At 63.9% G+C, this 12,203-nt stretch carries 15 protein-coding genes; 5 read left to right on the plus strand and 10 right to left on the minus strand.

All coding sequences use genetic code 11. The features are described 5' to 3' along the window. Positions 1-55: 55 nt before the first annotated feature. Genes RQH62_RS11110 through RQH62_RS11120 form a run of 3 tightly spaced genes read right to left on the minus strand, consistent with a single transcriptional unit; the run spans position 56 to position 1,457 of the window. Positions 56-520: a RidA family protein gene (locus RQH62_RS11110; RefSeq protein ID WP_120251100.1), complete on the minus strand. Its 465-nt coding sequence runs from the start codon at positions 518-520 to the stop codon at positions 56-58. Next, positions 517-1,173, minus strand: coding sequence for an HAD family hydrolase (locus RQH62_RS11115; RefSeq protein WP_311268825.1), 657 nt, complete (start codon positions 1,171-1,173; stop codon positions 517-519). The genes RQH62_RS11110 and RQH62_RS11115 overlap by 4 nt, the downstream gene beginning before the upstream one ends. Further along, positions 1,170-1,457: a DUF3572 domain-containing protein gene (locus RQH62_RS11120; RefSeq protein WP_311268826.1), complete on the minus strand. Its 288-nt coding sequence runs from the start codon at positions 1,455-1,457 to the stop codon at positions 1,170-1,172. The genes RQH62_RS11115 and RQH62_RS11120 overlap by 4 nt, the downstream gene beginning before the upstream one ends. A 66-nt stretch (positions 1,458-1,523) precedes the next feature. Here RQH62_RS11120 and RQH62_RS11125 point away from each other — a divergent pair, with 66 nt between their 5' ends. Together RQH62_RS11125 and RQH62_RS11130 are read left to right on the plus strand one after the other, a co-directional pair. Beyond that, positions 1,524-1,886, plus strand: coding sequence for a response regulator (locus RQH62_RS11125; RefSeq protein ID WP_311268827.1), 363 nt, complete (start codon positions 1,524-1,526; stop codon positions 1,884-1,886). Positions 1,887-2,037: 151 nt separating this feature from the next. Then, positions 2,038-3,900 (plus strand): alkaline phosphatase PhoX, encoded by a 1,863-nt coding sequence (locus RQH62_RS11130; RefSeq protein ID WP_311268828.1) that lies wholly within the window; start codon positions 2,038-2,040, stop codon positions 3,898-3,900. 266 nt (positions 3,901-4,166) lie between these two features. On the opposite strand, the gene rpmG is transcribed toward RQH62_RS11130, so the two are convergent. After that, complete coding sequence (gene rpmG / locus RQH62_RS11135; protein ID WP_043154839.1) at positions 4,167-4,334, minus strand: 50S ribosomal protein L33; 168 nt, start codon at positions 4,332-4,334, stop codon at positions 4,167-4,169. Between the two features lie 201 nt (positions 4,335-4,535). Here rpmG and RQH62_RS11140 point away from each other — a divergent pair, with 201 nt between their 5' ends. The 3 genes from RQH62_RS11140 (at position 4,536) to RQH62_RS11150 (ending at position 6,060) form a co-directional block, all read left to right on the plus strand. Then, positions 4,536-4,862 carry a hypothetical protein gene (locus RQH62_RS11140; RefSeq protein WP_311268829.1) on the plus strand — a complete coding sequence of 109 codons (327 nt, stop codon included), beginning with the start codon at positions 4,536-4,538 and terminating at the stop codon, positions 4,860-4,862. Positions 4,863-4,875: 13 nt separating this feature from the next. After that, entirely contained in the window at positions 4,876-5,442 is a 567-nt protein-coding gene (locus tag RQH62_RS11145; protein WP_311268830.1) for a TMEM165/GDT1 family protein, read from the plus strand. A 126-nt stretch (positions 5,443-5,568) separates the two neighbouring features. Then, positions 5,569-6,060: a DNA starvation/stationary phase protection protein gene (locus tag RQH62_RS11150; RefSeq protein WP_311268831.1), complete on the plus strand. Its 492-nt coding sequence runs from the start codon at positions 5,569-5,571 to the stop codon at positions 6,058-6,060. A 72-nt stretch (positions 6,061-6,132) separates the two neighbouring features. Here the strand turns inward: RQH62_RS11150 and RQH62_RS11155 are convergent, their stop codons facing one another. From RQH62_RS11155 to RQH62_RS11180, 6 genes are all read right to left on the minus strand, one after another. Beyond that, positions 6,133-6,603, minus strand: a complete 471-nt coding sequence (locus tag RQH62_RS11155) for a GreA/GreB family elongation factor (protein ID WP_311268832.1) — start codon at positions 6,601-6,603, stop codon at positions 6,133-6,135. 78 nt (positions 6,604-6,681) lie between these two features. Then, a complete protein-coding gene (cobT, locus tag RQH62_RS11160; protein ID WP_311268833.1) occupies positions 6,682-8,508 on the minus strand; it encodes a cobaltochelatase subunit CobT in 1,827 nt (608 codons plus the stop codon). Then, positions 8,505-9,287, minus strand: coding sequence for a tyrosine-protein phosphatase (locus RQH62_RS11165; RefSeq protein ID WP_311268834.1), 783 nt, complete (start codon positions 9,285-9,287; stop codon positions 8,505-8,507). The genes cobT and RQH62_RS11165 overlap by 4 nt, the downstream gene beginning before the upstream one ends. Next, positions 9,284-9,706 carry an OsmC family protein gene (locus RQH62_RS11170; protein WP_311268835.1) on the minus strand — a complete coding sequence of 141 codons (423 nt, stop codon included), beginning with the start codon at positions 9,704-9,706 and terminating at the stop codon, positions 9,284-9,286. Before RQH62_RS11170 ends, RQH62_RS11165 begins: the two co-directional genes overlap by 4 nt. Positions 9,707-9,753: 47 nt before the next feature. Next, positions 9,754-10,761 carry a cobaltochelatase subunit CobS gene (gene cobS, locus RQH62_RS11175; protein ID WP_311268988.1) on the minus strand — a complete coding sequence of 336 codons (1,008 nt, stop codon included), beginning with the start codon at positions 10,759-10,761 and terminating at the stop codon, positions 9,754-9,756. 87 nt (positions 10,762-10,848) lie between these two features. Continuing rightward, complete coding sequence (locus tag RQH62_RS11180; RefSeq protein ID WP_311268836.1) at positions 10,849-12,141, minus strand: Hsp70 family protein; 1,293 nt, start codon at positions 12,139-12,141, stop codon at positions 10,849-10,851. Positions 12,142-12,203 lie beyond the last annotated feature (62 nt).

The following is a 12,203-nucleotide window of genomic DNA, read 5'->3' on the forward strand; positions in this document are numbered from 1 at the left end:
CCCGCCCTTTGGCCCATGCAGTCCGCGATGGGCGAAGGGCCGGGCCGTCAGCCAATCAGGCGTCCGCTTTGACAAGCACGACCGCGTCGATCTCGACCACAGCGCCCAGCGGCAGCACCGGCACGCCGACCGCGCTGCGCGCATGCTTGCCCGCTTCGCCAAACACTTCGACCATCAGTTCCGACGCGCCATTGGCGACTTTGGGCTGGTCGGTGAAGGACGGCGCGCTGCTGATGAAGGCGCCCAGCTTCACGATCCGCTCGACCCGGTCCAGCGACCCCAGCGCCGCCTTGATCTGGGCGATCAGGTTCAGGCCGCACACCCGCGCGGCAGCGACGCCATAGTCCAGGTCGCGGTCTTCACCCAGGCGACCGGTCATCAGGCCGTCGGGCGCCAGCGCGATCTGGCCGCTGATATGCAGCAGGCCATTGGCTTCGACCGCCGCGACATAGGCGGCGACGGGCGCGGCGGCCTGCGGCAGGGTGATGCCCAGTTCGGTCAGGCGGGCTTCGATGCTCATGAAAACACTCCTTGATTATTATCTACGTCGATCGGTGCCGGCCCTTGCGCCAGCTTCTCGGCAATCCAGCTTTCGGCCGCCGCCCATTGGTCGATCCGGGCATGAGCATAGGCCGCATCTTCGACATAATCTGCCATTTCCGGCTCGCCGACCAGATGCAGCCGCCATACGTCCGGCGCATGGAGCGCCACCGAATGATGATGTTCGGCCAGATCGTCGATGAACACAGCAACGCCCGGCTGCCGCTCCGCGACGATCTTCGCCAGCGCGCGACCCTTGCCACCCTGGTTCCACTGAACCGGCAGATGCAGGCCATGGGTCGCCAGCTGATCGGCGCGCGGTTGCTGGTGCCGCTCGGTGATGTTGGTCAGAACGACGATGTCGGCGATCGCCGACAGCCGGTGCAGCGCCTCGACCGCGCCCGTGATCGGCGTTTGCCGGTGCATCTCCGTCTCGAAAAAACCCCGCAGCAGCTCCCACACCAGTTCGCGCTCCACGACCACGCCGCTATCTTTGTGACGCAGCGCCTCGGCAAAGCCGCGTTCCTGCATGTCGAAATGCACGGCGTGCGTCTCGTCCAGCCACTGGCGGAACGGCACCACCATATGCAGCAGCACTTCGTCGCAATCGGTGATGATCAGGGGACGGGTCATCGGCTCAATCTCTCCTGCGCCACGATCAGTGCGGCGGGCGTGGTGTCGATCGCCTCGGCGCAGGCGATCAGGTCCGGTTCATGGTCGGCCAGGAAGGCCAGCACCGCGCTCAATATGGTGGGATCGCCGATCCCGGCGCGCAATGCGTCGACGTCCAGCCCGGTCAGCGACAGCAACCGGTCGGCACGCGACCCCTCGCTCAGTGTCCATCCCAGCGCCATCAGCGCCAAAGTCGCAGGGTCGGGACTGCTATCCTGCTTGCCATTCTCTGTGTCGGGTCGCATGATCGGCTTTCGGGGCGGAGCGGCTGTTCGGGCGCTCCAAAATCATTTTCGGACCGCGGGTGACTGGTGGCAAAGCGCGTGCTCGTTGTCGAGGACAACGAACTCAATCTCAAACTTTTTTGCGACCTGCTGCGCGCGCACGGGCATGAAGTGCTGCCCCTGCGCGACGGGCGCGACGTACTGGCCCAGGCGCGCGACTTCCTGCCCGACCTCGTCATCACCGACATTCACTTGCCCCATGTCAGCGGCCTCGATCTCATCATTTCGCTGAAAGCGGATGATCGCCTGTCCGCCGTGCCGATCATGGCCGTCACCGCCTATGCGGGGCAGGGGGATGAGGATCGTATCCGGGCCGCCGGCGCACAGGCCTATGTGTCCAAGCCCATTTCGGTGCTGCGCTTTGTCGAACAGGTGAACGCGCTTCTGTAACGGTCCCGTAACGCACTTCACGGGATCGTCATTTTCCTTTCATGCGGGCTTCATCAACCCGCCCTTTGTGCGTCATTCTTCTGCGCCATCCCCCGCTGCGCAAGGGCGCGGCGCGTTGCCGACAGCCTGTAGGCACAGGGGTAGTTTTCACATGTCTCATCTGACCGACGAAGCGCGCGCGCCTTATCGCGCCGCGCAGCCCACCATCGATATGGGCGACCAGAGCCTGGAAGCGATCATTGCCGCCAATCCGGGCCGCCGCTCGGTGCTCAAGAACGGCCTGCTCGGCCTGTCCGTCCTGCCGCTGCTCGGCTCGCTTGCTGCATGCGGTGACGATGACAATGATTCGGGTACGCCCACGCCGACGCCAACCCCCACGCCGACCCCGACGGACAGTTATGCGATCAGCTTCGCCCCCGTCGCCGCCAACATGAACGATACCGTTACCGTGCCGACCGGTTACACCGTCGACATCCTGCTCAAGGCCGGCGACTCGGTCGAAGCCGGCACGCCCTATTCGGGCAGCTTCCCGACGGCGGACCAGGCTGAAAAATGGGCCGGCGGCAATCATGACGGCATGGAATATTATGAACTGTCCGGCACCGACGCGAACAGCGGCGGCCTGTTGGCGACCAACTTTGAATTGCCCGACTTCAACATCCTGTTCGCCGATGGCCAGCCAGACCCCACCACCGCCACCGCAGAGCAGCGCGCCATCGCCCTGTCGGCCGTAGGTGTCGGCGTCGTCGAAATCGCCAAGGGTTCGGACGGCAAGTGGGCGGTCAAGGCCGGCTCCAAGTACAATAAGCGCTACACCGGCAACAGCCTCTACCGCGCCAGCGGCCGCGCTGCGGGTCTGCTCTCGACCTCGATCAAGGGCACGCTGAACAATTGCTCGTCGGGCCGTACCCCCTGGGGCACCTACCTGACCTGCGAAGAATCGACCGACAATTATCTCGATCCGTCGCAGCCCGCCGAAAATTACGGCTGGGTGGTCGAAATCGACCCCTATCAGGAACTGGACGCGGCGACCAAGCGCACCGAACTTGGCCGTTTCGATCATGAAAACACCGCCTATATGGCCGACGCGAACAGCCGCGTCGCCTTCTACATGGGCCATGACGGCACGCCGGGCTGCATCTACAAATTCGTCTGCGATCGCGCCTTCAGCAGCAGCAACCGCAGCCAGAACCGCGACATGCTCGACCATGGCACGCTCTATGTCGCCCGCTTCAACGCGGACGGCACCGGCGAATGGCGCGCGCTGGTCCAGGGCCAGAACGGCCTCATCGTCGGCGCCACTGATCCGGGCAATGTCAGCCAGGGTCCGCAGACCCCCGCTACCGTCGACTTCAACAATCAGGCGGATGTCCTCATCAACACCATCTCGGCTGCCCGCGTTGCCGGCGGCACCGTCATGGACCGTCCGGAATGGATCACGGTCGCGCCCGACAACAGCGCCGTCTTCGTGACCCTGACCAACAACAGCAGCCGCGCCGTCGTGGATGCGGCCAACCCGCGTACCCGCAACCGCCATGGCCACATCATCAAGTTCAAGGAAGAGGGCAATTCGCCGCTCGCCATGAAGTTCAGCTGGGAAATCTTCCTGCTGGCGGGTGATCCGTCGCTGGCCGGCTTCGGCGACAAGCTGGAAGGCAATATCAACGGCGACACCTTCTCCAGCCCCGACGGCATCCGCATCGACCCCAAGGGTCGCCTGTGGGTCCAGACCGACCACAGCGTTCCGGGCAATTCGGGTGATTCGGCCCGCACGATCGAGCAGATCTTCGGCCAGAACGCGATGTTCTACATCGACCAGACCACCAAGAAGTCCTCGCGCTTTCTCGTCGGCCCGAAGGGCTGCGAGATCACTGGCCTTGCCTATACGCCGGACCTCAAGACCTTCTTCGTGAACATCCAGCATCCCACGGGTGACTGGCCGGTCGCTGGTCAGCAGCCGCGTTCCTCGACCATCGTCGTGCGTCGCACCGACGCCAAGCCGGTCGGCAACTAAGCATTGCACTTGAAAAGCCCCTCCCCTTCAGGAGGGCTGGGTGAACGGCGCCCCGCGCTGTTCAGGCCATGCCGGGGGCATGGCCGGCCCAGCCCTGGGTTGGGGTGGGGGCGTTCCGCAAGGAGCGCCCTTTCCTTTTGAATCAAGAGCACGGGACAGTCCGAATCGACAGCAACAGCAAAAGGCCCGCTCCCACATGGGACGGACCTTTTCCTGTTCGTCAGAAGCGACTGATCAGGCGCGCGGGCGTGATGCCCGCAAGCGGCTTACTTGATCTTGGCTTCCTTGAATTCGACATGCTTGCGCACGACCGGGTCATACTTGTTGAAGCTGAACTTCTCGGTCTTGGTGCGCGGATTCTTCTTGGTGACGTAGAAGAAACCAGTGTCAGCCGTGCTGACGAGACGGATCTTGACGGTTGCCGGCTTGGCCATGGCCCTATTCCCTGGTCTTGAAATGCGTAAAAAGAAAAGCGGCCCACAGCGGACCGCCCCGTTTCAGCGCTGGCCCTTGGGGCAGATTCGGCTCCATGTCAAGGCTGCGGCGATAATCGGCGGCGTCCGATCCACGCTTTACATGGCTTTAACCAATCGGGCGCATCATCTCTCATGGGGCGATAGACGGGGGATTTTCCCATGCGACATGATCCGAAACTGGCCATTTTGAGCGACCTGATGCGCCGGGTCGACGGCCTCGCGAGCCAGCGCGGCCATGTCTCCGCACTCCGTATGCAGGACGAACTGGCCCAGATCCGCCATATCGCCCGCGCCTTTCGCCTCGACACGATCGAGCGGCTGGCCGGCACGCTCGAATCGGCCCTGTTGCTGCACGGCCTCGGCCCGATCGTTCTGTCCTATCTCGACCTGATGCGTGATTCGCTTGCGGAGGATATGCCCGACGCCGCGATCATCCCGATGATCCCGCGCACCGCTGCGGTCGCCACGCTGCCGTTGCGCGCCTGATTCGCACGACCTGATGGACGCACTACTCATCGCCCTGCTCGGCTGCCTGCTTGGCGAGATGGGCGACAAGAGCCAGTTGCTCGTCCTCGCGCTCGCCGCCCGCTATGACCGCAACGGCGCGATCATCGCCGGCATCATGATCGCCGCAATCGCCAATGCCGCCATCTCCGCCTTCGCCGGGGCGTGGATCGGCCCGATGCTGGGGCCGGACGCGCGGCTCCTGTTCATGGCGCTTTCCGTCCTCTTCCTGGGCGCTGGCTTGTTCTGGCCGGTCAGTCAGCCCGACACGCTCAGTGGCTGGCGGCTGGGCGCCTGCCTTACCACCGCCATCGGCCTCTTAATCCTGGGTTTCGGCGATGGCCCGCAATTTCTGATACTCGGCATCGCCACCCGCACCGCCGATCCCTGGCTTGCCGGTATCGGCGGCGCCATCGGTGTCATCACCGCGCTGGTGCCTGTCGTGCTGGCCCGCGACCGCATGCTGGCGGTCCTGCCGCTGCGGGCGATCCGCTGGAGCGGCGGCGGGCTGATGCTCGCCACGGGCGCGCTCATGGCCCTTTCGGCGGTTGGTCTGCTCTGATCGCCGGCCTCTGATCGACCGGCTGGATCAGGCTGATCGGGATTTTGCGCTGCAAAAAATGGCACCAACTTCGCCCGCGATCATTATATGTCCGAAATCATTTCTCGCGAAACAGGAGGACATGGCATGACGGCCCCCGATCTGAAGACCCCGACCGATCTCAAGAGCAACGCCACCAAGTCCGTGGCCGATGCGCTGAACGGCGCGCTGGCGGATGCCTATGCGCTGTATCTCAAGACCAAGAATTTCCACTGGCACGTTTCCGGCCCGCATTTCCGCGATTATCATCTGATGTTCGATGAGCAGGCGACCGAGATATTGGGCGTGACCGATCTGATCGCGGAGCGCGTGCGCAAGACCGGCAATGTCACCCTGCGCTCCATCGGCGACATCGCCCGCCACCAGACGGTGAAGGATAATGACGCCGAATTCGTCGCGCCCGCCGATATGCTGAAGGAACTGCGCGACGACAATCTGGCGCTGGTCGAAACTTTCCGCGCGGTAAAGGCGGCCGCGACTGAAGCGGGCGACAATGCCACTGAAGGCATTGTCGACGACTGGACCGATCAGGCCGAACAGCGCGCATGGTTCCTGTTCGAGGCCGCCCGCGGCGCCTGATTCGTTTTTTATGTCATGAAAAAGCCCGCCGGCGCAAACCGGCGGGCTTTTTTGTGTCGGTTAGGGGGCAGATCAGTCTTCGCTGACCACCGCTATCGCCACGATCTCCACCGCCTCTACCTTCCCGGCAAAATCGACCTTCTCGCTGACCTCGGCATCCATCATCGCGCGGGCGAGGGGGGAGGAGAAGCTGATCCGTCCCTCATGCGGATTCGCCTCGTCATCACCGACCAGCGCGATCGTCTTTTCCTGCCGGTTCAGTCGATAGGTGACGCGCGTGCCGAAAGCGACGACCTCGCCATCCGCCGGCGGCCGCAATTCCGCCGTCGCCAGCCGCGTGCGCCAGTAGCGCAGCACCCGCTTATGCTTCTTGGCCGCCTCTTCCTCCATGCCGACGGTATCGACGGCTTCCAGCGCCTCGACCATCTCCCGCGTCAGCCGCAATCCCCGCACCGTCACCCAATTGGGGCCGGAAGGGATCGGCAGCTCGAACTTGGGCTCCATATGCTCATCGTCGCTCTCGCGACGAAAGGCGACACTCACGTCATCACTCTCCTGAAAATAGCGAACCATGCCCCGAACGTTGTCCGGCGCATGGCTCAACCCGTCCCTATGTCGGGATCAATCCTCGTCGAACAAGCCCGCCAGCTGCTCGACCATCGTGCCGCCCAGCTGCTCGGCGTCCATGATCGTCACCGCGCGCCGATAATAGCGCGTCACGTCATGCCCGATGCCGATCGCCACCAGCTGCACCGGCGACTTATTCTCGATCCAGTCGATCACTTGCCGCAAATGCCGCTCCAGATAGGTGCCGCTATTCACCGACAGGGTCGAATCGTCCACCGGCGCGCCGTCGGAAATCACCATCAGGATGCGCCGCTCTTCGGGCCGCGCGATCAGTCGGCTATGCGCCCACAGCAGCGCTTCGCCGTCGATATTTTCCTTCAGCAGCCCTTCGCGCATCATCAGGCCCAGATTCTTGCGCGCGCGCCGCCACGGATCGTCCGCCTTCTTATAGACGATATGACGCAGGTCGTTCAAACGACCCGGCATCGGCGGCCGTCCGGCGGCCAGCCATTCCTCGCGGCTTTGCCCGCCCTTCCACGCCCGCGTGGTAAAGCCCAGAATCTCGGTCTTGACCCCGCACCGCTCCAGTGTGCGCGCCATGATGTCGGCGCTGATCGCCGCGATGCTGATCGGCCGCCCGCGCATGGAACCGCTATTGTCGATCAGCAGCGTGACGACCGTATCGCGAAATTCGGTATCGCGTTCGATCTTGTAGGACAGCGAATGGGTAGGATCGATCACGATCCGCGCCAGCCGGGCCGCGTCCAGCATGCCTTCTTCCTGATCGAAGTCCCACGACCGCGACTGCTGCGCCATCAATCGCCGCTGCAACCGGTTGGCCAGTTTCGTGACCGCTCCCTGCAAGCTGACCAGCTGCTGGTCCAGGAAGCCGCGCAACCGCGCCAGCTCATCCTCGTCGCACAGCTCTTCCGGCGCGACGACCTCGTCGAACTTCATCGTATAGGACTTATAGTCGAAACCGGGTGGCAGGTCGGACATCGGCCGGTTGGGGCGGACCGGCATCATGCCTTCCTCGCCCATATCGTCCGCGCCTTCGTCGCTGTCGGCGTCGAATTCGTCGCTATAGTCGGTTTCGCCGTCTTCGGTGTCGCCGCCCTTGTCCTCGGCGCGCGCCTCGGCGTTCATGTCGCTGTCGCCGGATTCCTCCTGGCCGCTCTCGCCTTCCTCCTGTTGATCTTCCTGATCCTCGCCTTCGTCCTCGGCTTCGGGTTCTTCGGTATCGGGCGGCACATCGGCGTCGACCAGTTGCAGATGCTCCAGCATCGCCGTCGTCAGCTTCTGAAACGCGCGCTGGTCGTCGATCGCCATCGTCAGCGCGTCGAGATCGGCACCGGCCTTGTCCTCGATCCACTGGTCGACCATCGCGACGCCCGCCGCCACATCCTTAGGGATCGCCTGACCGGTCAGCCGCTCGCGTACCTTCAATACCAGCGCAGTGGACAGCGGCACTTCGTCGGCCGACCGCGCCCGGCGGATCGCATCGGACTTCAGCCGCAGCTCCAGCGCATGATTGAGGTTGGCGCGCACGCCCTCCATCGACCGGGCGCCGATCGCCTCGACCCGCGCCTGCTCGACCGCGTCGAACACCGCGCGCGCCACGGCCTCGCCCGGCGCCGAATGGGCGTGGATCCTGGGGTTATGATGGCGCAGCTTCAGCGCGGACGCATCGGCAAAGCCACGCGCCAGCGCCACCTGATCGGCGGGCAAAGCGCGGCCGGGCGTCGGCACCTTGATCGCCTTGCCCACGGCATGGGGCGTATCGGCGGTGAAGCCGACCTCGACCTCTGCGTCGCGGGTGATCGCGCGCGCCACGCCGGACAGCACATCCTTGAAGGCGTCGATGGGGGACCGTTCGGTCATGGAACCAGCAACGCCTCACGCAGCGCTGCCTGTTCGACCACACCTACACCCAGCACATCGCGCAAATAGCCGTCGACGCCGCCATGCAGCCGGTCGAAATGCGCGAACAACGCTTCCAGATAGGCGACGTCGGCAACCAATAACGGTTCCAGCACATCCGCCCGCGCCTTCTTCAACCGGCTGAGGTGACTCTCGCCCTGCGCCAGTCGCCATGTCCAGTCGGCATGGCTGTTGGTCAGCAGATAATCCTCGATGATGACGTCGCGCGACACGCCAAGCGCCGCCAGCACCATCGCCGCGCCCGCGCCGGTCCGGTCCTTGCCCGCCGAACAGTTGATCAGGATCGGCAAATGGCCCGCCAGCATCTGCCGGAACATCGCGGCATAGGCCTCCGCATGGTCGGTTGCGATCTCATGATAGACGGCCAGCATCGCGGCCTTCATGTCGGCCGCCGTCGTCCGCTCCTCGCGCACCATGTCGACCAGCACGCCGGTCGCCCCGCTATAGTCGCGGCAATAATAATCGACGCTCGCGTCATGCCAACTGGTCGGCTCCGACCTGCGCTCGCCCGGACGCCGAAAATCGCAGATCGCCCGGATGCCCAATGATCGCAATTGCGCGCTGTCCTCCGGCGTCAGCAACGCCATCGTGCCCGACCGGTACAGCATGCCGCGCCGGATCGTGCGCCCATCGGCCGTTGGATAACCCCCGAAATCGCGCAAATTAAATGCGCTGGCCAATGGGAGTCCGCTGCGTTCCATCACCGCTTCCTCGCTCATGGCCGCTCCGCCTCCCCGACGCGGGGCACGGCGATCGTCTCGATCTGCGTCTCGACTTCGCTCATCAGCTTGTGGATCGGGCACTTCGCCGCCACCGCGATCAGCTTGTCATGCTGCTCGTCGCTCATGTCTCCGGTCAGCGCGATACGCGTGGTCAGCTTGTAGATGCCCTTGCGCTCCTGGCTCGCATCGCGAACCACGCCGACATGGATGGCCTCCACCGGAATGGCGTTGCGCTGCGCATACCAGAGCATGGTCATCGCCTTGCACGCGCCCAGCGCCGTATCATAGAGGTCATGCGGGTCCGGCCCGGCATCATGCCCGTCCGGCGCCGACATGTCGGCGACAATTTCATGGCCCCGGATGCTGATCCGGTGCGCGGTGCCGCCATTGGGGTCGATCCGTTCGACGACGATCATCTTCTGTCTCCCTGCCGTGCAAAAAGCGCCACTAGCAGGGCGAACGGTCAGTTCGCCCGGCTCGCCACGCTTTCCGGCAGATCCTTACCGAACACGCGCTGATAATATTCGGCGACCAGCGCCCGCTCCGCCTCATCGCATTTGTTGAGGAAGCTCAGGCGGAAGGCGAAGCCGACATTCTTGAAGATCAGCGCATTTTGCGCCCAGCTGATCACGGTGCGGGGCGACATGACGGTCGAAATATCGCCGTTGATGAAGCCCTGCCGCGTCAGTTCGGCCACCTTGATCATATTCTCGACTTCCTTGCGGCCGCCCTCATGATCATATTCGCCCGACTTCGCCAGCACCACCTGCGCCTCGGTCGCGGCGGGCAGATAATTCAGCGCCACGACCAGATTCCACCGGTCCATCTGGCCCTGGTTGATCTGCTGCGTGCCATGATAGAGGCCGGTCGTGTCGCCCAGACCCACCGTGTTGGCGGTGGCGAACAGGCGGAAATGCGGGTTCGGCCGGATCACGCGATTCTGGTCGAGCAAGGTCATCTTGCCGTCCGTCTCCAGCACGCGCTGGATCACGAACATCACGTCCGGGCGACCGGCATCATATTCGTCGAACACCAGAGCGACCGGACGCTGCAACGCCCATGGCAGCAGGCCTTCCTTGAACTGCGTCACCTGCTGGCCGTCCTGCAACACGATCGCGTCGCGCCCGACCAGGTCGATACGGCTGATATGCGCGTCCAGGTTGATGCGGATGCACGGCCATTTCAGGCGCGCGGCGATCTGCTCGATATGGCTCGACTTGCCGGTGCCATGATAGCCCTGCACCATGACGCGGCGATTATAGGCAAAGCCCGCCAGGATCGCCAAAGTGGTGTCCGGGTCGAACACATAGGCGGGGTCGAGGTCGGGGACGCGCTCGTCGGCTTCCGAAAAGGCCGGGATCTTCATGTCGATATCGATGCCGAAAATCTCCCGCGCATCCACTTCGCGATCGGGCGCTTCCAGCAGCGTTTCGGCGCGGGTGTCAGGCTGGACGTTGGAAATATCGGTCATCGGGTCCGTCATCTTTCTGCGAGTCACTCGCGCCCTAACCCAGATTCAAAGCGCGTGTCGATAGAGTGGCGCTTCGCAACGCGACGATCAAGCTGCCCATTCCGCCAAATTGGCTTCCTCGCCGATCAGCGCCAGCCCATGGGCGATGGAGGTCAGTTCGCCCCCGGTCGCCAGCCTGTCCTGCCCGAAACGCGCCCGGAAAATGTCGCGGATCGCCGGAATCAGGGACGATCCGCCGGTCAGGAACACCCGGTCGATAGTATCAGGCGTCACATTGGCCTTGGCCAGTGCCTTGTCCACCGTCGCTTCGATCTGCGCGATATCGGGCCCGATCCAGCCCTCGAAATCGGCGCGCGACACCTTTTGCTCAATCTCCAGCCCACCGCCCGAAAAGCGGAAAGTCGCGCTTTCCTGTTCCGACAATGCCCGTTTCAGCGCGCCCACCGCATCATAAAGCGGATAGCCCAATTCCTTTTCGATGACGGTGATCATCCGGCCGATCGCCGCCGGCTCCTTCGCCGTCTTCTGCAACCGGGCCAGTTCCTCCATCGTGCGGCGATTGCGCATCAGGGCGAGTCGCGACCAGTCGGCAAAGTCGGCGAAATAGCTGCGCGGTATCTCCAGTTCCTTGCCGAAACTCTGATAACTACCGCCCTTGCCCAGCATCGGCAGCACCAGATTGTCGAGGATGCGATAGTCGAACCGGTCGCCGGCCAGGCCGATGCCCGCCGACCCCAGCGGCGTCGCCCGTCGCGCCGCGCCCGGTGCCTCGATCCGCACCAGCGAAAAGTCGCTGGTACCCCCGCCGAAATCCGCAACCAATATGGTGGCGGCGTGGTCGATCCGGCTGGCGTAGCTGAACGCTGCGCCCAGCGGCTCATAGACATAATGCACCTCGGTGCCGAACCCGTCGAACATCGCGTCATAGCGTTTGCGGGCCAGCGCCTCGTCGGGCCGCGATCCGGCATATTCGACCGGGCGGCCGACAACGATCCGCTCCGGCCGCTTGTCCAGCATGCCGCCGGCATGGCCGATCATCCGATTCAGGAACATCTGTCCCAGTTCCTCGAAGCGGAACCGCTTTTCGAACACATTGGCGCTTTCGAAAATGGGGCTGGCCGCCACCGACTTGAACGATTGCAGGAATCGGCTGTCCTCAGGATATTCCATATATTCGGCGATCGCCCATGGCCCTGCCTCATGCGCCATGCCGCCTTTCACCACATCGTCATGCCAGAAACAGAGCGCGGAGCGAAACACCGCGCCGGTCGCCTGTTCGCCGGCAAATTCCACCAGTTGCGAATCCCCGCCTGCCGCCAGCGCGGCCACGCTGTTGGTCGTGCCGAAATCGAGGCCCAGCGCGCGCGGCACCTGCTGCATGAAAAGTCTCCGGGATTCTGAAAGGCCGGGCGCTATGACAGCCCTGTCGGACGGGGGCAAGG

The sequence above is a fragment of the Sphingobium sp. WCS2017Hpa-17 genome, from assembly GCF_031843765.1.
Taxonomy (GTDB): Bacteria; Pseudomonadota; Alphaproteobacteria; order Sphingomonadales; family Sphingomonadaceae; genus Sphingobium.